This window comes from Pseudomonas sp. HS6, from assembly GCF_023375815.1.
Classification (GTDB): domain Bacteria; phylum Pseudomonadota; class Gammaproteobacteria; order Pseudomonadales; family Pseudomonadaceae; genus Aquipseudomonas.
Genome location: NZ_CP067412.1, coordinates 5,942,813 through 5,968,649, shown reverse-complemented (window position 1 = coordinate 5,968,649; position 25,837 = coordinate 5,942,813). Strand labels below are relative to the sequence as shown.

Below are 25,837 nucleotides of genomic sequence, written 5' to 3'. Positions count from 1 at the left end.
TCGACGATCGTCGGCTGCTCCCTGGCGACAGAGGGCGTGGAGTCCGCCAGAGTAAGTCCGGAATACGTATTCGGCTGCGGAGGTTGCGCACTCGGTATTCGTTTTTTTGAACAATATTCTGAACCGTTGTCCATATTCGCCTCCGCTGAATTGGCTTGGGTTCAAGGTATTCAGCATTTCACTCGAGCGCAATCAGGTTTGTGCCACTGCCCAAACAAAAAGACCCCGTCAGTTCTAACTGACGGGGCCTTTTTTTGCTTCAAGCGTTGGCCTTACTGCGCCTCGGCTTCCGCTGGTTTTTCACCGTGGGACAGGCTGTAAACATAAGCCGCCAGCAGGTGAACCTTGTCGTTGCCTTGCAGTTGTTCCTGAGCAGGCATCTGGCCCTGACGGCCATAACGGATGGTCTGCTGCAGTTGGGCAAAGCTCGAACCGTAGATGAATGCAGCCGGGTGGGTCAGGTTAGGGGCGCCCATTGCTGGCGTGCCTTTGCCTTCCGGACCGTGGCAGGCCACGCAGTTGGCGGCGAACAGTTTCTGGCCGTTGGCCGGATCTGCCTTAGTACCTTCCGGCAGCTTGCGGCCATCGAGGTTGGTCAGCACGAATGCCGCCACGTCGGCCACGCCTTGCTCACCGATCACTTCAGCCCAGGCCGGCATCACGGCGTGACGACCGCCCATGATGGTGGTCTTGATGGTTTCCGGCTCGCCGCCCCAGCGCCAGTCGGCGTCGGTCAGGTTAGGGAAGCCATAAGCGCCCTTGGCGTCGGAACCGTGGCAGACCGAGCAGTTGGAGGCGAACAGACGGCCTCCCATCTTCAGGGCTTGCGGATCCTTCGCGACTTCTTCGATCGGCATGGCCGCGAACTTGGCGAAGATCGGACCGAACTTGGCATCCGAACGAGCCATTTCCTTTTCCCACTCGTGAACGCCGGTCCAGCCGGTCTGGCCGTTGGCGAACGCGGTCTGCTTGTCGTTATCGAGGTAGTTGTAGCCCGGCAACAGACCTTTCCAGTTGCCCAGACCCGGGTACAGCACCAGATAACCCAGAGCGAAGACGATGGTGCCCACGAACAGCATGAACCACCATTTCGGCAGCGGGTTGTCGTACTCCTCGATCCCGTCGAAGGAGTGGCCGACCGTCTCGTCGGTCTGCTCGGCGCGCTGACCCTTGCGGGTCGACAGCAACAGCCAGGTCAGGGAAAAGATCGTACCGAGACTGAGGACTGTGACGTACAGACTCCAGAATGTAGTCATTCTTTGTTACTCCTAGAAGCTTGCTCGACGTGCTTGATGGCTTCGGGATCATCCGCGAAGGGCAGCAAGGTCGCGTCTTCAAACTCCGACTTGCGCTTGGGGCTGAACACCCACAACGCCAGACCGATGAAGGCAACCATCACGACAACGGTGCCCAGGCCTCGAATCATCCCGATATCCATCCAGATCACCGTTTGCTTTTGATGATGGTGCCCAGGCCTTGCAGATAGGCCACCAGCGCGTCCATTTCGGTTTTACCCTTCACAGCGTCTTTTGCACCGGCAATGTCTTCGTCGGTGTAAGGGACGCCGAGCGTGCGCAACACTTCCATTTTCTTGGCCGTGTCTTTGCCGTCGAGCTTGTTTTCCACGAGGAACGGGTAAGCCGGCATTTTCGACTCAGGCACGACGTTGCGCGGGTTGTACAAGTGCGCACGCTGCCAGTCATCGGAGTAACGACCGCCGACACGGGCCAGGTCCGGGCCGGTACGCTTGGAACCCCACAGGAACGGGTGATCCCAGACGCTTTCACCGGCGACCGAGTAGTGGCCGTAGCGTTCGGTTTCGGCACGGAACGGACGGATCATCTGCGAGTGGCAGCCGACACAGCCGTTGGCGATGTAAACGTCGCGGCCTTCCAGTTCAAGGGCGGTACGCGGCTTCATGCCTTCGACCGGCTTGTTGGTGACGTCCTGGAAAAACAGCGGAACGATTTGGGTCAGGCCACCGACGCTGACGGCGATGACCATGAAGAAGGCCAGCAGGCCAATATTCTTCTCGACAGCTTCATGCTTCATCAGTGAGCTCCAACTACGGCGATCTTGGCGGCGGCTTCAGCTTCAGCCGGGTCCGAGGCGCGAACGGTGCGCCACACGTTGTAGGCCATCAGGAACATGCCGCTGGCGAAGAACGCACCGCCCAGGGCACGAACGATGTAGCCAGGGTGGCTGGCCTGCAGCGCTTCGACGAACGAGTAGGTGAGGGTGCCGTCGTCGTTGATTGCACGCCACATCAGGCCTTGAGTGATGCCGTTGACCCACATCGAAGCGATGTACAGCACGGTACCGATGGTCGCGAGCCAGAAGTGTGCGTTGATCAGACCGACGCTGTGCATCTGCGCTCGGCCGAACAGTTTCGGGATCATGTGGTAGATCGCGCCGATCGAGATCATCGCTACCCAGCCGAGCGCGCCGGCGTGTACGTGGCCGATGGTCCAGTCGGTGTAGTGCGAGAGCGAGTTGACGGTCTTGATCGCCATCATCGGACCTTCGAAGGTCGACATGCCGTAGAACGCCAGCGAAACCACGAGGAAGCGCAGGATCGGGTCGGTGCGCAGCTTATGCCAGGCGCCCGACAGGGTCATCATGCCGTTGATCATGCCGCCCCAGCTTGGTGCCAGCAGGATGATCGACATGGCCATGCCCAGCGATTGTGCCCAGTCCGGCAGTGCGGTGTAGTGCAGGTGGTGCGGGCCGGCCCAGATGTACAGGGTGATCAGTGCCCAGAAGTGCACGATCGACAGGCGATAGGAGTAGATCGGACGTTCGGCCTGTTTCGGCACGAAGTAGTACATCATCCCCAGGAAACCGGTGGTCAGGAAGAAGCCCACGGCGTTGTGGCCGTACCACCATTGGATCATCGCGTCGGTCGCACCGGCGTAGGCCGAGTAGGACTTGAAGAAACTGACCGGCAGCGAGGCGTGGTTGACGATATGCAGCATCGCCGTCACGACGATGAACGCGCCGTAGAACCAGTTACCCACGTAGATGTGCTTGGTCTTGCGCTTGGTGATGGTGCCGAAGAACACCAGACCGTAAGTGACCCAGACAATGGCCAGCAAAATGGCGAGGGGCCATTCCAGTTCCGCGTATTCCTTGGTGGTGGTGTAACCCAGCGGCAAGGTAATGATCGCGCCGACGATGACCGCTTGCCATCCCCAGAAGGTGAAGGCCGCGAGGCTGTCGGAAATCAGTCGCGTCTGGCAGGTTCGCTGCACGACATAGTAGGAAGTGGCAAACAGTGCACAACCACCGAAGGCGAAAATCACCAGGTTTGTGTGCAACGGGCGCAGGCGTCCAAAGCTCGTCCACGGCAGACCGAAGTTCAACTCCGGCCAGACCAGTTGCGAGGCGATGAAGACACCGAGCCCCATGCCAAGGATCCCCCAGACCACCGTCATGATGGCGAACTGGCGGACTACCTTATAGTTATAAGCAGTCGGACTGATTGCTGTGCTCATTCTAAGGTTCCACGGTTTGGGTGTTTTATTAGGATTAAAATCGGCCGCAAGTATGTAGAAAGCAGGGGGTCAATGCAACGCGCCATGACCTGGGTCAATGCTTTCCAACGCTGATTCTGCGGCCTTTCCATGCGCCGCGTAAGGACAAAATTGCCCTCGGGCAAAATGTCGCAGCGGACGAAAAAAGCGAGGGGTCCCGGTCGGATGTAACGGGGTGTGTTCGAACGCTCGGTTCGGGTGACGGACGGTAATCGGCACGACAGCCGGTATCTACCGGCCTTTGCGGCCATGTCAGTCAGCCGATTCGTTCAACGCCTCGCTCAGGGTCGACCTGGAACCGGCACGGGCCAGTCCGCATCGAGCAAGCGTAGACCCGAATCCGGGTAACTGAAAGGAGAGGGTGTGAAGGGGTGCGACAATGCGTCGCAAAGAGGCTGGAAACTGCCGCACTGGAAACGTGCGGCAGTGTTGTACTCAATGATTACTGTTTGTTGTCTTCAGTAATCAGTTTTTCTGTATTCAATCCATGGCTCAAGCTGTACACATAAGCCGCCAGCAATTGCACTTTATCGTTGCCCAGCAGCTCGTTCTGAGCCGGCATGTGGCCCTGACGGCCATGGCGAATGGTCTGCTCAAGCTGAGTCAGGCTGGTGCCATAGATGAATCCGGCCGGGTGCGTCAGATTCGGCGCACCCATGGCTTCAGTGCCCTGGCCGGTTGCCCCATGACAGGCTACGCACATGGTGCTGAACGTCTGCTGTCCTGCTTGCAGGTCCGCCTTGTTGTCCGCCGGCAGTGGCAGCCCGGCCAGTTCGTGACGCACGTACGCCGCGACGTTTTTCACCCCCGCCTCACCGAGTGACTCGCCCCAGGCCGGCATCGCCGCGACCCGGCCACCCATGATGGTGGTCTTGATCGTCTCGGCACTGCCGCCCCAACGCCAGTCCTGGTCGGCGAGGTTGGGGAAGCCGAAGGCGCCCTTGGCATCCGAGCCGTGGCACACCGAGCAGTTGGAGGCGAACAGACGGCCACCCATTTTCAGCGCCTGCGGATCCTTCGCCACTTCTTCCACCGGCATGGCGGCGAATTTGGCGAAGATCGGCCCGAACTTGGCGTCAGCCTTGCTCATTTCCTTTTCCCACTCGTGGACGCCGGTCCAGCCGTCCTCGTAGCCGGGCAGGATGCCTTTCCAGTTGCCCAGGCCCGGGTAAAGGATCAGATAGCCCACGGAAAACACCAGCGTGCCGGCGAACAGCATGAACCACCACTGCGGCAGCGGGTTGTCGTACTCCTCGATGCCGTCGAAGCTGTGGCCCATGGTCTGGTCGACGCTGCCCTTGGTTTCGCCCCGACGGGTGCCGACCAGCAGCCAGGTCAGGCCGATCAGGCTGCCGATGGTCAGTACGCAGATCCACGTACTCCAGAAGGTGGTCATGGCCGGGTACTCCTTGTTTCATTAGCTTGGGTAGTGTCGGGTTGCGGCTCGTCGGCAAACGGCAGCAGGCGCGCTTCGGCGAATTCCGGCGTGCGCTTGCGGTTGAACACCCACAGGGTCAGGCCGACGAAGGCCACGAACACCACGACCGTGCCGAGGCCTCGTATGAGGCCCGCGCTCATTTCAATGACCATCGGGCTCACCTCTTGCTCTTGATCGCAGTGCCAAGCACTTGCAGGTAGGAGACGAGGGCGTCCATTTCGGTCTTGCCCTTGAGGCTGGCCACCGCGCCGCTGATGTCGTCATCGGTGTACGGCACGCCGAGGGTGCGCATGACCTTGAGCTTGGTTTCGGTGTGGCTGCTGTCGACCGGTTGAGTGACCAGCCATGGGTAGGCCGGCATTTTCGATTCCGGCACGACGTTGCGCGGGTTGTACAAGTGCGCACGGTGCCAGTCATCCGAGTAACGCGCGCCGACCCGGGCCAGGTCCGGACCGGTACGTTTCGAGCCCCACAGGAACGGGTGATCCCACACGCTCTCGCCGGCCACCGAATAGTGCCCGTAGCGTTCGGTTTCGGCGCGGAACGGACGGATCATCTGCGAGTGGCAACCGACGCAGCCTTCGCGGATGTAGATGTCGCGGCCTTCCAGTTGCAGCGCGGTGTAGGGCTTCATGCCTTCCACCGGTTTGTTGGTCACGTCCTGGAAGAACAGCGGGACGATCTGGGTCAGGCCGCCGATGCTCACGGCGAACACCATCAGCAGCATCAGCAGGCCGACGTTCTTTTCAATCGTTTCGTGTTTCATGGCGGACTCCTCAGGCCATCTGCGCGGCAGCAACGACGTCAGCAGGCTGCGAGGCCCGCACGGTGCGCCAGGTGTTGTAAGCCATCAGGAACATGCCGCTGAGGAAGATCGCCCCGCCAATCAGCCGCACGACGAAGCCTGGGTGGCTGGCCACCAGGGTTTCGACGAAGGAGTAGGTCAGCGTGCCGTCCTCGTTCACCGCACGCCACATCAGGCCCTGGGCGATGCCGTTGACCCACATCGAAGCGATGTAGAGCACGGTGCCGATGGTCGCGAGCCAGAAGTGCGCGTTGATCAGGCCGATGCTGTGCATCTGCTCTTTGCCGAAGATTTTCGGGATCATGTGATACAGCGCGCCGATGGAAATCATCGCCACCCAGCCGAGCGCGCCGGCGTGTACGTGGCCGATGGTCCAGTCGGTGTAGTGGGAGAGGGCGTTGACGGTCTTGATCGCCATCATCGGACCTTCGAAGGTCGACATGCCGTAGAACGCCAGCGACACCACCAGGAAGCGCAGGATCGGGTCGCTGCGCAACTTATGCCAGGCGCCCGACAGGGTCATCATGCCGTTGATCATGCCGCCCCAGCTTGGCGCCAGCAGTACCAGCGACATCACCATGCCCAGCGACTGCGCCCAGTCCGGCAGCGCGGTGTAGTGCAAGTGGTGCGGGCCGGCCCAGATGTACAGGGTGATCAGCGCCCAGAAGTGCACGATCGACAGGCGATACGAATACACCGGACGTTCGGCCTGCTTCGGCACGAAGTAGTACATCATCCCGAGGAAACCGGCGGTGAGGAAAAAGCCTACGGCGTTGTGGCCGTACCACCATTGCACCATCGCGTCGGTTGCACCGGCGTACACCGAGTAGGACTTGGTGAAGCTCACCGGCAACTCAAGGTTGTTGACGATGTGCAGGATCGCCACGGTGATGATGAACGCGCCGAAGAACCAGTTGCCCACATAAATGTGCTTGGTCTTGCGCTGCATGATCGTGCCGAAGAACACGATGGCGTAGGCGACCCAGACGATGGTGATCAGGATGTCGATCGGCCATTCCAGCTCGGCGTATTCCTTGGAGCTGGTGTAACCCAGCGGCAGGCTGATGGCCGCCAGCAGGATCACCAGTTGCCAGCCCCAGAAGCAGAAGGCGGCAATTTTCGGCGCAAACAGTTGGGTCTGGCAGGTGCGTTGCACCGAGTAGAACGAACTGGCGAACAAGGCACAGCCGCCGAACGCGAAGATCACCGCGTTGGTGTGCAGCGGGCGCAGGCGTCCGAAGCTGGTCCACGGCAGGTTGAAGTTGAGTTCGGGCCAGACCAATTGAGCCGCGAGAAAAACCCCGAGCCCCATGCCGACGATGCCCCACACCACCGTCATAATGGCGAATTGGCGGACCACCTTGTAGTTGTAGGCGGTACTGATAGAAGTGTTCATGGTTCCCCATCCACGGTTCAGCCGAAGTGAGCGCGCGCAGAAAACGCCGCGAATCCTTCGCCTGGAGTTATAGGCAGACTAAAAGCGAGGCAAGCATGGACAAACAGCACAAGGCCAGTATTGACGGGGATCAATGGGCGCAGTGCCTGCGGGATCACGGGTGGCTTTGGGATGCCGCTGTTGGTGAGGCTTCGGCGACGCTCATTCTTGCGCATGGGGCGGGGGCGCCGATGGATAGCGACTGGATGAACGATATGGCTGGGCGCCTTGCCGGGCTTGGTATCAACGTGTTGCGGTTTGAGTTTCCTTATATGGCGCAGCGGCGGGTTGATGGGGTTAAGCGGCCGCCGAATCCTGCGGGGAAATTGCAGGAGTGCTGGCGTGAGGTTTTCGCTGAAGTGCGACGTCATGTCGCTGGGGTTTTGGCGGTTGGCGGGAAGTCGATGGGGGGGCGGATGGCCAGTCTCTTGGCGGACGAGTTGGGCGCTGATGCATTGGTTTGTCTGGGGTATCCGTTTTATGCGGTTGGGAAACCGGAGAAGCCACGGGTTGAGCATTTGGCTGGGTTGAAGACTCGGACGCTGATTGTTCAGGGCGAGCGGGATGCGCTTGGCAATCGGGACGCTGTCGAAGGGTATTCCTTATCGCCGAGTATTGAAGTGTTTTGGTTGGCGGCCGGGGATCATGATTTGAAGCCGCTCAAGGTTTCCGGGTTTACGCATGAGCAGCATTTGGCTGCCGCCGCGCAGAAGGTGGCCGCGTTTCTCAAGCACTGATCGAGATTTTGAACCGCATGAAGATCGGCTCCCTTTCCCCTCGCCCCCTTGGGGGAGAGGGCTGGGGTGAGGGGGTAGATCTTGAACGCGACACACTTTTCGATCTGTGTGCATATCCATTGCTGCGGTCAAGCCCACCTAGGGTTTCGCCCTTACGGCGACTCACTTTTTTTACAAACGCCTAAAAAAAGTAAGCAAAAAAACGCTTGCTCCTACGTCCGGCCCGCTCGCTAAGGCTCGGGGTTCCTTCGCTCCGGGATTCATCCGGGGGGCATCGCCTACGGTTTGCTTCGCTGCACCTCCTCTCGATGTGTTTGGCTTCGCCAAACGGTCGCTGCGCTCCCACCCCCGGACGAATCCCTCCACTCAGCCTTCCGACGTCGCCCGTGGATCAAGATCAAAAGCTGCAGCCGAGCTAACGCTCATCCTGTTGAGTGGTGAGAAGCGGGATGTTTGCTTTTTAAGGCCAGAGTTCACCTCGGTACTTCACGTCGGCGTACCTCGCCCAAACACCTCGGTCAGTCCCTCTTCCTTAGGTGAGAGGCCGATTGAAGTGCTGTTCAAAACCTGAGTTCAACTCGGTATCCCACGTCGGCGTACCTCGTCCAAACACCTCGGTCAGTCGAATCGATCTCAAGTCAAATCACAGAACTCTCTATGCGCCACGCACTCGGACTCTTCCCCGTCCAACGCTTGAACGCCCGACGAAAGCTGCGCACATCGCTATAGCCGACCTCTTCGGTAATCCGCTCAATCGGCATATCAGGATTGGCCAACAGACTCATCGTGCGCGCCTGGCGCACTTGCTCCAGCAGCGCTTCAAACGTCAGCGAATGTTCAGTCAGCCGCCGACGCAAAGTACGACTGCTCATGTTCAAGTCGCCGGCGATCTTTTCAATGTGGCTGCCCCGGCTCAGGTCCCGGACAATCGCCCGCTCCACAGCCTGGATCAGATCGAGTTTCTGATGCACCTGCGCCGCTTCCAGCTCCAGCAGTTTGACCGCCTGACGCAGCGCCAGCGAATGATGATTGGGCAGGTTCACATCCAGCCATTGCACGTCGATCAGCATGCGATTGTGCAGGCAACCGAAGCGTACCTCCGGCCCCAACAGCCGCCGGTATTCATCAACGTAATGCGGCGCCGCATGCATGAACTCCACGGCAATCGGCTTGAACGTCTCGCCCACCAGCGCCCGACCGTAAACCAGCAGACTGGCGAAAAACTCTTCAACGGCAAATACCTGCACCTCGGCGAATGGCAGTCGGCATTCGACGTCGACGTACACCTGATCACCCACCACATCGACGCTGGAAACGACGATCCCGCCTGAAGTGTGCTGATGCCGAACCCCGATTTCGAACGCATCGCGCAAGGTCTTGCACAGCGACAGCACGTGCCCGAGCAGGCCCAGCGTACCGAGCACGTTCTGCGCGCCGACCCACAGGCCCAGCCCCTGATTGGGCAAAGCTTTCAGCGCTCGCTGAATCATGGCCACGGCCTGGCGGTAGGAGATGCGCTGCGAAGGATCCTGCAGGTCTTCGAAGGTGAAACCGAGGCCACGACACAGGCTTTCGGCCTCAATACCCTTGTTGGCGGCGACGTCGGCCAGGGTTTGCAGGAGAAATGGCGACACCAGCGCCAGATCGAAGGTGGGGTCTTGGAGTTTTGCGTTCATGGGGGCTGACATTCCGGATCACGCTGAAATTGTTATTTTTGTTACCGGTTATGTCGAAGGAAGTTAGCACAGGGTTGACGAAGTGTCCGCAGAAGCCCCCTTCCGTGTCCGCCAATACCCTGCCCCGGCGTGCGCCAAGGGCTTATTTCTATAGTGGCCGGGCGTCCTGCGCGCCGGCGGTGCGCCCAAACACAATAATAATGAGGACGGACATGACCCCGAACCGCGCGACATTCCCTGTGCGACTGGCGCTGAGCCTGCTCGGCTGCGCCGCGACCCTGCCGGCGCTGGCCACCGAAGCCGGCGTCGATAACATCGGCACCGGCACCGACGGCTTCTTCATGCTGCCGCTGGAAGTCGACAGCCTTCCCGAGAACATGGTTGCCTTCAACCTCTACTACAACCACTACAAGGCGACCAAACTCAACATCAGCTCGTTCGGCGGCAAGGTGCCGAATGTCGAAATCGAATCCACCGCCGTTATCCCGCGCATCGATTATCTGAGCCCGGTACGGGTGTTCGGTGGACGTCTGGCCGGTTACATCGCCCAGCCGTGGCTGAAGCAAGAAGTGTCGGTGTTCGGCCTGAGCGACACCCGCGAAGGCATGGGCGATACCACCATCGCGCCGATCATCCTGTGGGACATGGGCAAGAACCTGACCCTCGGCGCCGCCCTGGAAATCACCGTGCCCACCGGCGAATACAGCGTCGATCGCCTGGCCAACACCAGCAACAACTTCTACACCTACAAGCCGCTGTTCTCCTTCACCTGGCTGCCGACGGACAAGACCGAGGTGTCGATGAAGACCACCTACAGCTTCAACGAGAAGAACAAGGACACCGACTACAAGTCCGGGCAGATCTTCCACTTCGATTACTCGGCCAGCTACAAGGTCACCGACGACCTGATGCTCGGCATTAACGGCTACTACCTCGAGCAGACCACCGACGACAAACAGTTCGGCCACACCGTGCAGTTCGCCGGCCAGGATGTAGACGACGGCGTGCGCGGCCAGGTCTTCGCCATCGGCCCGGCGCTGCATTTCACCTTCCTCAAGTACGCCAGCGCCGAAATTCGCTGGGCCAAGGAGTTCGACGTGGAGAACCGGCCGGAGGGGGAAATGTTGTGGGCGAAAGTGAGTATTCCGTATGCGTTCTGAGTGCATTTGTAGGAAGGCGCGCGCAGATTTGTAGGCTGGAAACCTGAAAAACAAAGAGGAGGAATAGGCCTACAGCGGCGGTCGAGATTGCCGGACAACGGAGAGAAACGTCCGGCAGATTTCAAAGGGGGTGTTTGCAGATACTGGATCCCGCAGCTTCATGGTTCTTCAAGGGCTCATGGAGTGCATCGTCTGCCAGTGACGACAATGGGCCAATCCCCCCTTAGACTGCTGAAATTGATCACGGAGATCACTATGAGCATATTGCATTCCCCGTTTTACTCTGACTTCGAATCCGAAGAAGAGGCAGAGAGCTACGATCGCTGGTTTCGTGCCAAGGTTCAGGAGGCTCTCGATGATCCCAGCCCTGGCATTCCCCATGATGAAGCTATGGCAATGCTCGACCAGATGCTGGAAGAGATGCGCAGGAAGCGCCGCGCTGCTGCTTGAATGGAGCGATCAAGCTCTGAACGATCTGGCTGACATTATTGATTACATTGAACAATACAACTCAAACGCTTCAGTTGCTCTGCAACACAAGGTTGGTGCAGCAACGAAAAGGCTTTCATCAATCCCCTATGGTTACCGGTCCGGTCGAGTGCCAAGCACTCGGGAAATGGTGATCAATCCAAACTATCTGCTGGTCTATCGGGTGAACGGGCGCATCAGGATATTGACGTTAGTCCACACCCGACGACAATACCCACGGACCTCATCGCCATAAAAAAAGGGCGGCCAAATGGCCGCCCGAAGCGTACTACACGAGAGTCCTTTTACAACGTCAGCTGCCCCCGCTCCTCCTCCGTCAGCTGCTGTTTCGCCTGTTCATCCAGCGCCCCGGCGCCCAACACCTGCACCGGGCTGTTGGGGTTGTAGCCCGGTGTCGGTGCACGGCTGGCGCCGTCGCGGGTCGGGGCCAGTTGTTCGTTGCCGAAGCTGAGTACCTGCACAGTGAACACCGAGGCCTGGTTCTGGCGCGAGGCGGCTTGCTGCTGACGGGCGACGTCTTCCGCTGCCTGGGTCGCCGACGACGCAGCCGAGCTGGCCGAGGTGATCGCCCCGGTGTTGACCGCCGAGACCACCGGTACACCGGTCGCCTTGCCCTGCACCGCAATGTTGGCGGCGTTGACCACCGTCAGCGCGGCGATGTTGACGTTGCCCGAGACGCGAATCCCCGCCTCGCCCGCATCGATGGTGCCCAGCGGCGCAATCAGGTCGATGTCCCCCGGTGCCACTTCGGCAATCGGGTTGAGCGTGGCGATACCGGCGCCGGTGCTCGGCACCGATGGCGACAGGGTCACGTTGCCCCAGGTGTCGTACACGCGTTTCGGCGGTGTGTAGACCACGGTGGTTTTCGAGCCGCGACCGGCGTTGATGTCACCCTCGGCGGACCAGCCGAGGATCGAGCCGCCAAACGTGGTCATGATCCGGCTCTGCCCCAGCAGAATGCTGCCCTGGGAGTAGAGCTGAATGTTGCCCGAGCCCTGGGTGATGATGCCCGCCGTGGATGGCGGCGCCGCGCCCTCGATGCCGAACACCTGACCACCGCCCGGCGTAAGCATCTGAATATCACCACCGAACAGCGTCTTGACCCCGGCACCGCCATAAAGCGTGATATCGCCGTCATAACGGATCGGGTTGCCCGCCACATCAGTGGCCGGGAACAGCGCAGCAATGGCGTTGCGACCGCGCAGGTAACTGCCTTTGCGTGGGCCATCGACATCGTTGTATTCCAGGCCACCGGCACGCAGTTCGGCGAAGTACACCTGACGGGCGAAGATCGCCTGCTCGGCACCTGGCAACGCGGCGAAGAAGGCTTGCGCCTGTTCGGCGTTGCCGCTGAAGCCGTAGCCCAGGGTCAGCCAGCTCTTCAACTCGTCGAGGTAAGTCTTGAACACTTTGCCCGGTTGCCCGCTGAGGGAGGCGTTCGGGTCGGCAATATTCTGCGCGTTCAGGTAACGGGCGATGAACCGCGAATAATCCGGTCCTTGTGCGCCCACACCCGCCTGCAAGACCACACTGGCGCCCGGTCGTTGATCACCCGCCACCAACGAGCCAAGGCTGGTGATACTGGCGCGGTCTTCCATCAGGATGTTGCGCCCGGCATTGATATCCAGAACGCCCGGGCCCGCGATGTCGAAGCTGCTGTAGAGGATGTCGCGCCCGGCCGACACTCGCGAAACATCCCGAGGGTCGTCATGCACGAACAAGTTGCCGGTCGACGTGATGCTTTCTGTCGACGGTACGCCCATCTCGGCAGCCGGCACGGTCGTGGGATTGCCCAGGAAGGTGCCGGACGCCACGATGTCGCGCCCGGCCAACATCCAGACTGGGCCTGCCGCTTCGTACCAGGTGCGTTTCGACAGGCTGAACGTCAGCGTTTCACCGCTGCGAACGCCCACCAGGTCGCCGGTCAAGGCATAGAACCGCGCCGGCGTCTGGACGTCGCTCAAGCCTGAGTAGCTGTTGGCGCCGAAGGCAAACAACGGATAGCGCAGGTTTTTATCCGGCGAAACACCGTCGGTGTTGCGATTGCTCATGATCGGCGTGGCTGACGTGTTGTTGTCGTAACCGTTGAAGGCCGGCGCGAACGGCGTGGTGATGGCCAGTGGACTGGCGCCCGACTGATTGATCGCATAGCCGCCCGCGTAGATCGAGTCTTGTGCCAACAACTCCAGTTGCCCGGCCCTGGAGGGCGCCAGCAGCAGCGAATACCCGGTTGCCGGCAATACCCCACTGCCCTGGCTGTAGACCGCTGAAGGTCCGGCATAAATCGAACCTTGCGCCGCCACCGCGCGCAGAATCGACGGATACACGAAGCGTCCGTCGGTAGGCGACGTATTGCGGCCGGTGACAGGGCCCAGACCGTCAACTTCGCCCAGTTGGGTGCTCGGTGTCAGGTTGCCTCCCGCCGAAAACAGGTCGATGGCGGTGTGATCGGTCCACAACGAGAAGCCCGTCAAGCCGCCCCCCGCATGGACTACACCGTCTTCAGTGGTGAACGGCGTGGAGTTCTGCAGCCGCACCCGCCCCGGATCCGCCGCCCCGCCCAACACCAGATCACCGCGCGTGCTGAGGCTCATTCCCGAATCCCCCGGTATCAGCACCAGCCCGCCGGAGGCGCTGCCCATGGTGGACGTGAACGGATCGAACGGACGCACTTCTCGAGGGTCCTGGACCGGTGCTGCGGCGCCATATTGCAGATTGATCCCTCCCAGTGCACCACCGGTCAGCCGCGCGGCACCGCGCAGGTTGATCAACGCGCCTTGCAGGTCGTGTTGCGCGACACCGATGCCGTTCTCTCCGGCCCGGGCCTGCAACGACGGGTTGACCGATCCGCCAATACGGATGTCCATGTCGCCGCCCCCGGTCAATTGCAGGCTGCCGTCGCTGCCCACGCGTCCAGTGCTGCCAACCGCCACAACCAGACCTTGCCCGCGCGGATAAAGATTGACCTTGGCACCGTCGCCCATCGCCTTGAGCATGCCGGCGTCGCCCCCGGCACGCAGGCTGATATTGCCGCCGCCCAAAGTACCGAAACCGGTGAACCCGACCAGATAAGGGCCGGTATCAACACTTTGATCCGGCAACGGTTGCGTCGCATAGCTGCCGAAGTTGATCCACCACGCCGTCGGCACATCACTGTTGCCGGTGCCCTGACGCCAGAGCCAGTTGCCCACGGCCACACTCGGTATCTGCTCACGGGTGTCCATGGTTTGCGACAAGCCGCGACGCCCCACTACATCGCCCGAAATCGAGCCGCCGGCATTGATGGTCAGGTTGCCGCCCATTTGCGGATACCAGGCCTGATACAGGCTGTCACTGCCACTGACCCACTTCTCATAATCGCTGCCGGCGCTGCCCAGCACCGAGCCGTTGTCCGACAGGCGTCCGCGAGGCTGATTGAAACGCGGATCGATGCCTTCGGACTGAGTGCCGGCGGTGTAGACGCCGTACGGCGAATCCATGCTCAGGTCGCCGGCGGCAAGCACGTCCAGATCACCGGTGCCGGTCCGCAACACGCTGAACATCTGCGAGCGGGTCTTTACGGTGATACCCGGTTTGTTTTCCACGCACAGTTCCGGGAATGCACCACACCAGGCGAGCACATCATCGTCGGTCATCGGCGAGCCAGGGGGCATACCCATCCAGTTGTCCGGTGCCCAGACCCAACGCGGGGCGGGCACACAGGAGTTCGGCGCCCAATCGCACCACATCAGTTGATCATCCGGGACAGGGTCACCCGGTGTGAAGCCGCCCAGGTTGCCTTCGCCCCAGACCAGAGTCGGTGGCTTTTCTGTCACGGTCAGGCCGTAGTGGGTGTCGGCCAGGCGCAGGTGGCCATCGCTGGACACCGGTTTGATCGCCCGGCTGTCCGCAGCGCTCAGATCGGCACCCGCCACCACGCGCATCGACCACGACGCGCTGCCGGCCGGCAACAGGCTGGCGACCGCCCAATTGCGGCCCTGAGTCGTGCCGGTCAATGGCCGCAATTCGATGAACGCCGTACCGTCCGCCAGCACGACATCGGTCATCGACGGAATCAGCGAACCGCGCAACAGGGCCAGCGAACCGCTCAGGCGCACGCCCTTGATCGCGTTGTTTCCCGCCTCGACGCTGCCCGGCAGTGGCACGCCCTTCGGCCAGCGCAGAGCTTGCAGCGCCGTTGCGTTGTTCAAGCGGATACCCGCTCCCAACCGGCTGCCCGCTGGCAAAGTCACGCTGTCGGCGAGCAGCGTACCGGCGGCATACAGCAAATGGCCCGAAGCATCGCGAACCGAGCCCGCGAGCACCGTGCCGGCGCCGAACGTGTAAGGCGCCGCCAGCGTGGCGTCGACCGGCAGCAACGTGCCGCTGGCCAGCGTCGTCGCTTGCAGCGGGAGGTCGTAGTTCAACGTGGCGCCGACCGGGAACAACGTACCCTCTGCCAGAGTGACGCCCGCCCCCGGCACGATCAGATCGCCGCCGAACGGTTGAATCCCCGGCAGTAATTTCCAGCCGGCATCGTCCACGGTCTCCGGCGGCGGCGCGAAACCGTCGTTGAGGCTGCCGTGGATATCGAGGTTGCCGCCCGCGCGAATCACCAGGTTACCCGCCTCGCCCGAGCCGTATACCGAAGTCTTCTGCGTATGCGGATTCAGGCTGGCATAGCGGTAACCGGACAAGTCCACATCACCCTGCACCACCAGATCGCCGTCGGCGGTTTTACTGGCGATCTCGACACCGGGGCGCAAATGGAAGGCGTCGGCATAGGTTGCGTTGTTCAGGCCGGCCAGTTTGTTATTCAGCAAGTTGCTGTTGGCCAGCGCCGCGTCGATGAACGCCGTGCTGTCGCCGTGGATACGATCGAGGTACGCCTGATCGATCACCTGATACGGACGTCCACTGGCCGCCGGGTCCGTGCCGTCGCTGGCATCGGTATAGCGGCGCGTGGCGTTGAGGCCAATCGAGCGGGCACCCTGAATGCTCAGCGCACCGCTGGCATCGATGGCGATGTCATCGGCACCCAGACGCGGCGCGTTCAGTTCCAGCGTGCCGCGCAGCAGCCCGTCGGATTGACCCGGCAGTGAGCCGCGAACGGCCTCGGTGCCATGGCGCAAATCGATGCGCGCACCGGCACCGAGGGTCAGCACGCCTTGCCCGGAGTTGAGCTCGACCATCGCCCGGTTCGGTGCGTCGATGATCTTGCCGTAGCTGTCGACTCGCAGTACACGACCATGGGCGTCAAGCACGGCATTGCCCGCGACCGTCAGGCCGTTTTGCGCAGACAGTCGAATACTGCCGACCCGCTCGCCGCTGGCATCGATCAGACCAGCAACCGTCAGCCGGCCGTTGTCCACCGACACATTGACTTCGGCAGCCTTGAGCCCGTCGCCGATCAACAGATCGCCTTGTTTGAGCTGCAAGCTGCGGCTGCCAAAGACCTGCCCCGCGTTCAAGCGCTGATTGAGGGCCGCGAATTGCTGACTCGCATCGCCATTGAGGTGCTGCGCGCGGAGATCCACGCCACCGGCCTTGTACGGCACCAGCGTGCCGCCGGCATCGTAATAGCCGCTGCTGGCACCGAGGATATCGCCTTGCAGATCGACCATGCCGGCATCGGCGGCCAGCGCGACGGCACTCAGGTTACCGGCCTGATTGTTGCGCGCCGACAGATCGATTCGCGAACCCGCCATCTGGCGGATATTGCCGTGGCTGCTGTACAGCGCCACATCACCGCCCCAGCTGTACTTGTTCACATCGTTGAAGGGCAACGTGCGGCCGGCCATGTCCAGATACGCGCCACTGGCGAGGGTCACATCGTCCTCGGACTTGACCACCAGTTTGCCGCTGGCCAAGGCGATACGACTGTCCAGCAATACACTGCGGGCATCGAGGGTCAATTCCGCTCCCAGGGCATTGGCGGCGGCCGCCGTACCGGCACCCGTCAGGGTCAGGTCTTTACCGGCCTTGAGCAGGTTGACCGAGCCCGCCTCCCCCGTCAGCAACGGCGTACGCAGCGTGAGATTGCCGCCGCTGTACGCATAACCGTTGATCGGATCGAAAACGCCCTGTGCCTGATACACCGCCAGGCTGCCCTTGTGGTTGGCGGTGATGCGTTCGCTGGCGGTGAGATTGACGTCGGCAAAACCCAGCACCAACCGTTTGTTCACATCCAGGCCGCTGGCCTGCGGGTTGGCGCCGTAACCGAACTCGATGCGTTGCGCCTGAATATCGAGCGTGCCCCGGCCGGTGCCGGCGCCGCCCGTGATCACTGCGCCTGGTGCCTGGGTGGCACCGTTCCAGATCAGATTGGCGGTGCGAATGGACGCTACGTCGCCGCCTTCACCCAAACCGTAAATGGCCGGGGTGCTGAGGATCAGGTTTTGCAGTTTGCTGACGCCGGTCTGCGGATCCAGCGTATCGAGGCTGACATTGCCGTAGAAATTGAACGCGTCGCGACTGGTCAGGCTCAGGGTTTCCAGCGCCGGTGCACCGAACTGTGTATCGCCCCGCAACAGGCGGTTCAAGACGCTCTGGTTCAGGGTCAGACCGGTGGGCACCCGATTGCCGGCGGCGCTCAAGGCCTCGGCACTTCCGGCATTGACGGAGCCCACGGCCAGCATCAGATGACGGGTGCCGAAGCGCACCGACTCGTCGAGATCGAATTGCTTGTCGGTGGCAGCGGTAATGCTGCCGCTGGAATAGAGCAGCGTCGGGTTGTTGCAGGTTGTCGTCGGGCAACGGCCAATGAGAATGTTGCCCGAGCCGGATATCCTGTCCGAGACCTCTGGCGCCAGAACATTGGTCCAGCCGTTCGACACCACCAGCAGCCCCGCCGCACCCGGTTTATAGATGAAGCCGGTGCTGGAGTCATAAGGAACATTGCCACGCCCCAAAGTGTTGATGCTCGAGCCGGCTTCGAGGGTAATACCGCCATCGGTCCGGGTGGTGCGCAACAGCACTTCGGGGGCCGACAACACGGCACCCTCACGCAGGGTAATCGTTGAGGTATCACCGCTGAAAGCGATGATGTTGCCCGACGTGTTGTAATCGATCGTCGGTTGCGCGCCGATCGTCAAGCGGCCGGCGTTGAGCGCGTTGAGGCTGTCGGCATACAGCGACACACCTGCAAAACCTTCAGTGCTCGAATGCCCTGCGCCGAGAATCTCGAAATTCGCCGCGCCGTGCACTACCGCCGTCCCGACGACGCCGCCCGTGGCCGGCTGAAACAGCGCCTGACCGTTGAAATCCAGCGCGTTACCCGACGCGGATCCCTGGGACAGGTTCAGTCTGAGGGATTTGCCGTCCATGGGCGCCAATGCACGAGGCACGCCCCGGCGCGTCGCATCGCTCTGGATGAACTGACTGAAAGAGGTCTCGTTGTACTGCGAGTAACGGCGCAGCACATCGGCAGACGTCAGGATGACCTGGCTCGCCAGGCTGTCACGCAGGCCGGTGTTGGCAATCGACATCTGCCCCGAACTTGTCCACGAACCATTGCGCAGTGGCAGCGCAACACGGGGCACCCCGGGTGCCGTTTGACCATTGACCTCGACCCGGAAGGCACCCGGTAACAACGCAAACGTCGAGGGCAGTAGCGTATAGGTGCCCGCTGCCAACCCCGGCACACCGGCCCCAACGGTGATCTGCTGACCGATGCGCGGATCGACCGCCCCCGCCTCGGCGAGCATTGGTGCATAGGCGCTCTGATTCCCCGGCACGATCGCGTACACCGGGTTGCTGGCCAGGCCCGGCAGGCTGAAGGTGCCGTCGGTGGTATTGCGCACCAGCGGGTTATAACGGACATCGGTGGAACCGCCACGGCCGGAAACGAAACCGGTCCCGCGCAAATCACCGCCGCCCGACAGGTCGATCACCGCGCCGCCTTGTACATCGACGTATTGCGAGGTCAGCGTCACGCCGGCGGATTCAGCGGTGATCCCTCTGAGCAGCACAGACTTGCCGTTGTAGCGATAGTCGATGCCGTCTGTGGTGCCACCATAAGGCATGACCAGTCCGGCGGCGCTCACCGACGTGATGCTGCCTGGCAACAGATGCAGGGCCTGGGTATCAAGGACCAGATTGTCACCCAGATTGATCATGCCCAATGGCGCGCGGATCACCCCGCCCTGCTCGATATGCGCGGCGGCCAGCGTCAGGCTGCCGAAGACCGAGTAGGGCAACGCGGCAGGCGCCGCCCCGGAGCTGCCGATTCGTAAGGTCCGCGCCGGGTTGGCGTCACGCTGGACACTCTGATAGCCCACCCGCACCTCGGCCACGACATCACTGGCGGGGTAGATCTGTGCGGCACGCAGGTCCAGATCTCCCGGCGTCCAGAGTTCGGTTTTCTCGACGTTACCGGTGGGTGCCAGAAAGCGCAGATCACCTCGGCTGTCGAGCGTGACCTTCTCAAATCCACGACGGCCGACCTGCAAGGCCGGGCCGCTGAGCTGCACGATCGACCCGGCCGTGCCGAACGACAGACTGTTGCCCAGATCCAGCAGATCCGCCGTGGCGGTGAACTGTGCCGGCGCCACTTCGGTGGTCGGAGTGTTCATCACCCGCGGCCGGATATTGCCGGGAGCCTCGAAATACTTGCCCGTCCCCGACAGGCGCACGTAAGGCGCGGACAAATTGATCCGCGCGTTGTCGTTCGAGCCGTCGGCCAGTGACAGGGCGCCGGCGTAAAGGCTCAGGCTTTGATTCAGGTGCAAATCGACGTTGCCGTCGAACGACAGCAGACCGTTGCTCAACACGCTCAGGTTATCGAACCCGCCGGACATCAACTGATCGGCCCCCAGCCGGGCACGACCGTATTGCAGCGCGGGTGCGGCATCACCCGCTTGCAGACCGGCCGGCAACAGCGACGGACCGGCGTCCTGGCCGATGACGATTTCGCGCGGCACACGAACATCGTTGCTGGCATCGCTGCGCAAATAACTCGGCGTCTCGAGCGCAATGTCGAGTCGCCCACCCGCCGCCCCGGCGCCACCAGCCGCGGCACGCAGGTCGCCTTCGATGAACAGGCCGTTGTAGGAGCTCAGCGAAATTCGCCCGCCATCCGTGGCAACCAGCGTCGGCCCCTGCCCGGTGATATCCAGCATCGTTTGTGCGCCGGATGCATCCAGGCGCGCACCGCTTCGCACGATCACATAAGCGTCGGCCGACGTAGCCGTGGCTTTCTTCGCATCGGTTTCACCGCCGATGATGATTGAGCCGCCCTTGCCGACCTGGCCATACACACGCCCCAGCGCATCAATGCCGGTGGCCACGCGACCGGCCACGTCCAGCACCGCATGCTCGCCGATCCAGATCGAACGGTTGTGAATTTTCCTGTCCGCCGTCTGCGAGGAATCGGCAACATTAATCGAGCCGAACTGTTGCTGGCGGATATCGATCGTGCCGCCCCAGGCATTCAGCTCGCCATCGACTGTGAGCTGGCCGGCGCTACGCAGGTTGATGCGCTGCCCCGGATCGACACTGATGCGCGAGCCCTGGCCGAGGGTCAAGGTGTTACGGGCCGGATCGACCAGAGCGATCTCGCTGGAGCCGGCCTGCAAAGCCAGGCTGGCGCCGGCACGCTGGGTCAGTTGCGCCTTGACCGGATTTTCCTGATAGAGCGTTGGCGTCCACAATTCCAGCGCCTGCCGTGGAGCCGTGCCACTGGCCTGGTTGGCTGCGGCGTCACCAAAACGGTAGACCGGCATCAATACGTCAACGCGGGTATTGTCCGCAACGTCCAGCCGATTGAGGCCGATGAGGCTATAGGCAGAGAAGCCCTTGTCGAACAGATCCGGTTGCAGTTGCAACGTGTTGTCGGCAAGGGGTTTACCGGTCTGGCCGATGAGGATATCGCCCGCCTGAATCAACAGGCGGCCACCGCCGGACACACCGTAACCACGCAGTTGGCCATCCAGGGTCAGGTGACTGTCACCCGGCGCGGACAAGGCGCTGGACTCCAGCATCACGTCACCGCCCTTGCCACCGCGAGTCTTGCCGTTGGCCAGAATCGCTCCACCAGAAGACACGTCCAGCAGGCTGCCGGCACCGACCTCGATGTCGCCGCTGCTGCGAATCGACACCACGCCACCGTCCAGATACGCCAGGCTGGCGGCATCGTCCGGGTTGGTGCGCAGATTGCTCCACACACCTCGGGTATCCAGTTGCACCCCTTCAGCCACGCTCACCCGCGTGGACTTGCCGGTCGGTGTGACCAGCCGGGTGTCGGTGAGGTGATCGGTGTTGAGCTGATTGAGCACGTTGCCCAGGTGCAGGCTGCCGCCCCGCGCGGTCAGGTCTGCGTTGACCTGCACGTGCGGCGCGTAAAGGGTGATGTCACCGCCGTTGCCGACCGTGACGGCGCCTTGCACGTCGATCCGTTCCCTGGCCGCCACTTTCAATGCGCCCAGTTGCCAGTCACCGAGCTGTCCGGCATCGAGGAACAGCTTGCCGTTGCGCGCATCGGACACCGCAGCGGTCAGATCCAGATCATTACCGGCAACCGGGCGCTCGCCGCCGATCTGCACCTGATCGAGCAACGGATTGAGCCCATAGAGCAAGCCACCGGAGGCCGCCACGTACGCCGGGTCATAACTGCCAACTATCAACTGTCCGCGTCGCGCCAGCGCCGTCTGACTCTGTGCATAGCCATCGAGTACGGCACGCGGCGCCTGGGTCTGACGCTCGCCCTGATAAACCTCGCCGAGCATCTGGCCTTCCAGCACAGCGTTGCGGGTGCCGATCACCAGTTGCCCGGCATCGCGTCCCACGGTGTAGCCCGATTCCTGACGCTTGCTCGGCGCAATCAACGGGTTGTAGTAATAGTTCGTCTGGCCCCAGCGCTGACTGTTGTCTTCAAAGCCCTTGTACAGCCCGGTGTAGAGCAGATCCCCCGGAGCTCTGGAGATTTCATACAGGTGCCCGTCCGCACCACGCAACCAGCTCTGGCGAATCTCGCCACTTTGTACATCCAGCGTGCCGCCGGACAGGTTGATCAACGAGCCTTTCTCGGTCACCACGTCATTGCCGGCGAAACTCACCATTCCGCCCTGGGCCATCCACTCACCGATGCTATGGCCCTGGGTGCCGAGATAACCGCCGACCTCCAGCAAACCGCCAGCGGTGTACCAGCGATCCGTGGCATAGCCGTTGGTGCCGGCCGGTACGTAAACCAGTTCGCGTACATCAACCCACACGTCATTGCTGTTGAGCGCACCTTTATCGCGATTGCCTGACGCATCGCGCTGCTCGTTGCCCTGGACGTTGATCTTGATGCTGTTGGATTCCATCGCCACTTTCACGCCGATGGCACCGGAGACATCGATCATCGCGCCATCACGCACCAGGCTGCGACGCTGCGCCGCCACCGCTACTTGTCCGCCGGTAGCCAGGGTGATCGAGCCGCTCTCGAACTCGACACTGCCACCGCTCTGTATGTCGATGCGCGACTGATCGCTACGAATACGGTTGGTAGGCGTAACGCCCGTCAGGGCCGCCTGATGCTGGCTGTCGAGGGCGGTCAGATCGCTGCTGTCGAGCAGGATCGCCGTCGCGCTGCCCTGCCCCAGCGTCACGCTGCCCTGAGTGTCAGTGGCCGGATTGAGCAAATGGATGGTGCCGCGGGTCGCGACCGAAGTGCTGGCCAGCAACACGCCATTTTGCACGACCTCATGGCCGGTCAGGGTGATGTCGCCGGTCGATGCCTGAATCAGACCGTTGTTGCTGACCTTGCCGGCAGCGCTGCCGGTCTTGAAGCCCGGCGTGACTTCGTTGCCGAACGTCGTCGAGAAGCCATTGCCTTCAGTGCCCGAGCCTTTGCGAATGTAGAAGCGATCCCCCGCGCCGAGCACAGTCTGGCCCTTGGCGGTGTTGATGCTGCCGTCGTTCTGCACCTCGTTGCCGAGCAGCAAGGCATAGCCGCCGGCATCGGTCGATTTGGCCGGCCGCGCCGTCTCGATAGACGCACCGCGCTCCACCAGCACCTTGCCGGCCGCCTCGGTGAACGTCGGCTGGCTGCCGGTGCTGTCGAAAAACAGGCCCCGGTCGCGGAATTGAATGTCGGTAATGTTGGCCGCCGCCGCCACCAGGTTGCGCACGTTGACCTGGCTGGTGCCGCTGAACACGATGCCGTTACGGTTGATCAACATCACCGTGCCGTTGCCCTTGATCTGGCCCTGAATCTGACTGGCCCGCGCGTTCGGATCGTTGACCCGGTTAAGCACTGCCCAGTTCGACTGCTGGGCGAAGTCGACCGTTGTGTTGCGCCCGACGTTGAAGGTCTCCCAGTTGAGGATCGCCTTGTCGGCGGTCTGTTCGATCTTCACTGTGGTCTTGCCGTCGACCTGAGTCTGCTGCGGGCCTTTGGCGTTCTGCCAGCCTTGAGTGAGGCTGTTATCGACCTTCAAGCCGCCCTCGCCCAGACCGTCCGGCACAAGCTGCACCGTACCCAGCGCCGCCGTACGACCGGCCGCCTGTGCCGCCTGTTGCGCAGCAATGGCGGCCACCGTGTTGTTCAGGGTCTGAATCGAGCGCTGCAACTGCTGGTTGGCCTTTTGCTGCTGCGCCAGCGGTGGCGTCATCCCAGGCAATCCGCCCACGCTCGGGCGTGCCGCCGCGGCCTGTTGCGCCGCGCCTTTGGCGGCAAACCATCCCGAACTGAACGCGGTCGCCGCCTCGGCACTGCCCGCCACCAGGCACAAGGCAATCGCCTGCGCCAAAGGCTTGAGCAACCACAGCGCCGGATCGGCGGCCATACGCTGCTGAGGCTGAACACGGGTACTGCGACGGGATGGGCGAGCGAGCATCACTACGAGATCCTTTTTGTTTGCCACACAAGGCCGCAGGTCGGCTTGCCCCTGCTGTTACGACATAGGCGGTTGGCGAGGGCCGAGACCGAACGGATGTCACACAAACTTCATGAATGAGGAGTAAATCGGCCAAAAAAAATGGCAGCAGCCCGAAGGCTGCTGCCATTTCATTACCGGTTAAGCGAGGCTTACAAAGGACGACCGATGGCGTTGCAGACACTGGCGTTGTTGATGTTCAGGTTGTTGCCCGAGGTGTTGGTGACGAAGTTGGCAGTCACAGCCGCTTTCCAGTTGGTTGGAACCGGAGTGAAGCTGTGAGCGACGGTGGCAGCGTTGTTGCCCGGGTTGCTGTAGTGGGTGGTCAGGAAGGCTTTGACATCAGCGGCCACGGCTGCATCCTTGTAGCACTGGCCGAAGATGAAGTTGGTGTAAGCCACGATCGGGTAACCGCTGGCTGGGTTAGGTACGACCGGTACCCACTGCGAAGGGTTCGAAGGGGTGGTTGGCAGAGCAGCCGAACCCAGAGCCAGCGAAACGTTGGCGGTGGTTGGCTGTACGCCGTTGACGCGAGCAACCACTGCGTTGCTGGCGGCATTCACACCGTCCGGGCCGACGTAACCGATGGAGCCGTCAACCGCGTTGACTTGAGTGGCCACATCAGCAGTACCGGCAACGCCTACCCAGTTCGAAGGCAGGGTCGAACCGGCTGGCAGACGAGCGCTGGTGAAGGTGGAGTTGGTGGTGAACTGAGTCGGGCAGATCGAGTTCAGGTGACGGGTCAGGATTTCCGAAGTGCCGCTGGAAACGTTGCGATAAACAACGCGGATCGGCGTGGTGTCGGCAGTGCCCAGCAGAGCGCCCCAAGTGGTTTTGGCGCCGGAGAAGGCATCGCACAGCTGAGCGCTGGTCAGGTTCAGAGCAGTCTGACCGGATTTTTTGTACGGAATGGCAACCGAAGTGGCCACCGAAGGCAACTGGATCAGCGGGCCGTACGAAGCACCGAAGTTGGTGTTGTAGGTGCTGATTTCCGAAGCGCTGAGGATCGAGTCGCTACCGGCGAAGTGAACCGAACCGGTGGTGCTGAACAGTGCCGAGTTGTTGGTCAGGAAAGCGGTCTTGCCGGTGCCGCTACCAGTACCCAGGTAGCTGAAGTTGGCCGGCAGAATGCTGTTGGCAGAACCTTTGTACAGAGCGGCAGGCAGAGTCGCGCCACCACCGGTAACGTTGGCGGCCATGGCCTGGGCGGAAGCCAGGGCAGCGACGGTCAGGGAAGCTGCGATCAGAGTGCGCTTGAACATGAAGAATCTCCTTTTCAACGTTGGTTGTGAACACAGGTTTTCAGGGGTCTTGCATGACACTGGGAAGACTCACCGCCGACCTTCGCAAGCGGGGTCCGTGGTTAAGTCGCACTGAGAAATTCGCAGTTTCCGGTGACAGATAAAGGAAAAAACCTCGGGAGGTGCAGGCTGATTTTCGAGGGATTTTCTCGGGTGTTTGCGCGGTTGTGCGGAGTGTCTACGGCAAGCTTTTCGAGGGAATCGGCCACAGCCCGTGAAGGGCCGTTGCAGATGACAGAAAGGAGAACCCGAGGATGGGGGGAATGAGGGTCGGGTGATGCTGAAGTCCTGGAAAAAAGTTTGGATTATTTGTTGCTGTCACTGACCCCAACGCTGGCAAGCCAGCTCCCTCAGGTTTCTTGGGCGTACATAAAATCAATGATCAGCACTGTCCACTGTGGGAGCTGGCTTGCCAGCGATAGGGCCA

15 protein-coding genes are annotated in these 25,837 nt (G+C 61.6%); 4 read left to right on the top strand and 11 right to left on the bottom strand.

The genetic code is table 11. The features are described from left to right. Positions 1 to 272: 272 nt before the first annotated feature. From ccoP (JJN09_RS27060) to ccoN (JJN09_RS27025), 8 genes are all read right to left on the bottom strand, one after another. Positions 273 to 1,256: a cytochrome-c oxidase, cbb3-type subunit III gene (gene ccoP / locus JJN09_RS27060; RefSeq protein ID WP_249484502.1), complete on the bottom strand. Its 984-nt coding sequence runs from the start codon at positions 1,254 to 1,256 to the stop codon at positions 273 to 275. Further along, positions 1,253 to 1,438, bottom strand: a complete 186-nt coding sequence (locus JJN09_RS27055; protein WP_003175465.1) for a CcoQ/FixQ family Cbb3-type cytochrome c oxidase assembly chaperone — start codon at positions 1,436 to 1,438, stop codon at positions 1,253 to 1,255. Before JJN09_RS27055 ends, ccoP (JJN09_RS27060) begins: the two co-directional genes overlap by 4 nt. 5 nt (positions 1,439 to 1,443) lie before the next feature. Continuing rightward, on the bottom strand, positions 1,444 to 2,052 hold the full coding sequence (gene ccoO / locus JJN09_RS27050; protein ID WP_007905434.1) for a cytochrome-c oxidase, cbb3-type subunit II: 609 nt from the start codon (positions 2,050 to 2,052) through the stop codon (positions 1,444 to 1,446). Next, the gene (ccoN, locus tag JJN09_RS27045) at positions 2,052 to 3,494 is read right to left on the bottom strand and encodes a cytochrome-c oxidase, cbb3-type subunit I (RefSeq protein WP_085711942.1); all 1,443 of its coding nucleotides are present in this window, start codon (positions 3,492 to 3,494) and stop codon (positions 2,052 to 2,054) included. Before ccoN (JJN09_RS27045) ends, ccoO (JJN09_RS27050) begins: the two co-directional genes overlap by 1 nt. A 481-nt stretch (positions 3,495 to 3,975) precedes the next feature. Further along, positions 3,976 to 4,929: a cytochrome-c oxidase, cbb3-type subunit III gene (ccoP, locus tag JJN09_RS27040; protein ID WP_249484501.1), complete on the bottom strand. Its 954-nt coding sequence runs from the start codon at positions 4,927 to 4,929 to the stop codon at positions 3,976 to 3,978. Next, positions 4,926 to 5,123: a cbb3-type cytochrome c oxidase subunit 3 gene (locus tag JJN09_RS27035; protein ID WP_102717705.1), complete on the bottom strand. Its 198-nt coding sequence runs from the start codon at positions 5,121 to 5,123 to the stop codon at positions 4,926 to 4,928. The genes ccoP (JJN09_RS27040) and JJN09_RS27035 overlap by 4 nt, the downstream gene beginning before the upstream one ends. Before the next feature lie 5 nt (positions 5,124 to 5,128). Further along, the gene (ccoO, locus tag JJN09_RS27030) at positions 5,129 to 5,737 is read right to left on the bottom strand and encodes a cytochrome-c oxidase, cbb3-type subunit II (protein ID WP_007960355.1); all 609 of its coding nucleotides are present in this window, start codon (positions 5,735 to 5,737) and stop codon (positions 5,129 to 5,131) included. 10 nt (positions 5,738 to 5,747) lie between these two features. After that, positions 5,748 to 7,172: a cytochrome-c oxidase, cbb3-type subunit I gene (ccoN, locus tag JJN09_RS27025; RefSeq protein WP_007960356.1), complete on the bottom strand. Its 1,425-nt coding sequence runs from the start codon at positions 7,170 to 7,172 to the stop codon at positions 5,748 to 5,750. 95 nt (positions 7,173 to 7,267) lie between these two features. Here ccoN (JJN09_RS27025) and JJN09_RS27020 point away from each other — a divergent pair, with 95 nt between their 5' ends. Next, positions 7,268 to 7,948, top strand: coding sequence for an alpha/beta family hydrolase (locus tag JJN09_RS27020; protein ID WP_249484500.1), 681 nt, complete (start codon positions 7,268 to 7,270; stop codon positions 7,946 to 7,948). A 638-nt stretch (positions 7,949 to 8,586) separates the two neighbouring features. On the opposite strand, the gene JJN09_RS27015 is transcribed toward JJN09_RS27020, so the two are convergent. After that, entirely contained in the window at positions 8,587 to 9,624 is a 1,038-nt protein-coding gene (locus tag JJN09_RS27015; protein ID WP_249484499.1) for an AraC family transcriptional regulator, read from the bottom strand. A 212-nt stretch (positions 9,625 to 9,836) separates the two neighbouring features. Here JJN09_RS27015 and JJN09_RS27010 point away from each other — a divergent pair, with 212 nt between their 5' ends. The 3 genes from JJN09_RS27010 (at position 9,837) to JJN09_RS27000 (ending at position 11,508) form a co-directional block, all read left to right on the top strand. Continuing rightward, on the top strand, positions 9,837 to 10,784 hold the full coding sequence (locus JJN09_RS27010; protein ID WP_249484498.1) for a transporter: 948 nt from the start codon (positions 9,837 to 9,839) through the stop codon (positions 10,782 to 10,784). A 255-nt stretch (positions 10,785 to 11,039) separates the two neighbouring features. Continuing rightward, the gene (locus tag JJN09_RS27005) at positions 11,040 to 11,234 is read left to right on the top strand and encodes a stability determinant (RefSeq protein ID WP_192558187.1); all 195 of its coding nucleotides are present in this window, start codon (positions 11,040 to 11,042) and stop codon (positions 11,232 to 11,234) included. Next, positions 11,140 to 11,508, top strand: a complete 369-nt coding sequence (locus tag JJN09_RS27000) for a type II toxin-antitoxin system RelE/ParE family toxin (RefSeq protein WP_368388970.1) — start codon at positions 11,140 to 11,142, stop codon at positions 11,506 to 11,508. Before JJN09_RS27005 ends, JJN09_RS27000 begins: the two co-directional genes overlap by 95 nt. A gap of 49 nt (positions 11,509 to 11,557) precedes the next feature. On the opposite strand, the gene JJN09_RS26995 is transcribed toward JJN09_RS27000, so the two are convergent. Together JJN09_RS26995 and JJN09_RS26990 are read right to left on the bottom strand one after the other, a co-directional pair. Then, positions 11,558 to 24,070 carry a filamentous haemagglutinin family protein gene (locus JJN09_RS26995; protein WP_249484496.1) on the bottom strand — a complete coding sequence of 4,171 codons (12,513 nt, stop codon included), beginning with the start codon at positions 24,068 to 24,070 and terminating at the stop codon, positions 11,558 to 11,560. Positions 24,071 to 24,261: 191 nt separating this feature from the next. After that, on the bottom strand, positions 24,262 to 25,371 hold the full coding sequence (locus JJN09_RS26990) for a substrate-binding domain-containing protein (RefSeq protein ID WP_249484495.1): 1,110 nt from the start codon (positions 25,369 to 25,371) through the stop codon (positions 24,262 to 24,264). Between the last annotated feature and the right edge of the window lie 466 nt (positions 25,372 to 25,837).

Bases quoted from the DNA above. Each gene is read 5' to 3' on its own strand.
- ccoP (WP_249484502.1), bottom strand. From the start codon at position 1,256: ATGACTACATTCTGGAGTCTGTACGTCACAGTCCTCAGTCTCGGTACG.
- JJN09_RS27055 (WP_003175465.1), bottom strand. From the start codon at position 1,438: ATGGATATCGGGATGATTCGAGGCCTGGGCACCGTTGTCGTGATGGTT.
- ccoO (WP_007905434.1), bottom strand. From the start codon at position 2,052: ATGAAGCATGAAGCTGTCGAGAAGAATATTGGCCTGCTGGCCTTCTTC.
- ccoN (WP_085711942.1), bottom strand. From the start codon at position 3,494: ATGAGCACAGCAATCAGTCCGACTGCTTATAACTATAAGGTAGTCCGC.
- ccoP (WP_249484501.1), bottom strand. From the start codon at position 4,929: ATGACCACCTTCTGGAGTACGTGGATCTGCGTACTGACCATCGGCAGC.
- JJN09_RS27035 (WP_102717705.1), bottom strand. From the start codon at position 5,123: ATGGTCATTGAAATGAGCGCGGGCCTCATACGAGGCCTCGGCACGGTC.
- ccoO (WP_007960355.1), bottom strand. From the start codon at position 5,737: ATGAAACACGAAACGATTGAAAAGAACGTCGGCCTGCTGATGCTGCTG.
- ccoN (WP_007960356.1), bottom strand. From the start codon at position 7,172: ATGAACACTTCTATCAGTACCGCCTACAACTACAAGGTGGTCCGCCAA.
- JJN09_RS27020 (WP_249484500.1), top strand. From the start codon at position 7,268: ATGGACAAACAGCACAAGGCCAGTATTGACGGGGATCAATGGGCGCAG.
- JJN09_RS27015 (WP_249484499.1), bottom strand. From the start codon at position 9,624: ATGAACGCAAAACTCCAAGACCCCACCTTCGATCTGGCGCTGGTGTCG.
- JJN09_RS27010 (WP_249484498.1), top strand. From the start codon at position 9,837: ATGACCCCGAACCGCGCGACATTCCCTGTGCGACTGGCGCTGAGCCTG.
- JJN09_RS27005 (WP_192558187.1), top strand. From the start codon at position 11,040: ATGAGCATATTGCATTCCCCGTTTTACTCTGACTTCGAATCCGAAGAA.
- JJN09_RS27000 (WP_368388970.1), top strand. From the start codon at position 11,140: ATGATCCCAGCCCTGGCATTCCCCATGATGAAGCTATGGCAATGCTCG.
- JJN09_RS26995 (WP_249484496.1), bottom strand. From the start codon at position 24,070: ATGCTCGCTCGCCCATCCCGTCGCAGTACCCGTGTTCAGCCTCAGCAG.
- JJN09_RS26990 (WP_249484495.1), bottom strand. From the start codon at position 25,371: ATGTTCAAGCGCACTCTGATCGCAGCTTCCCTGACCGTCGCTGCCCTG.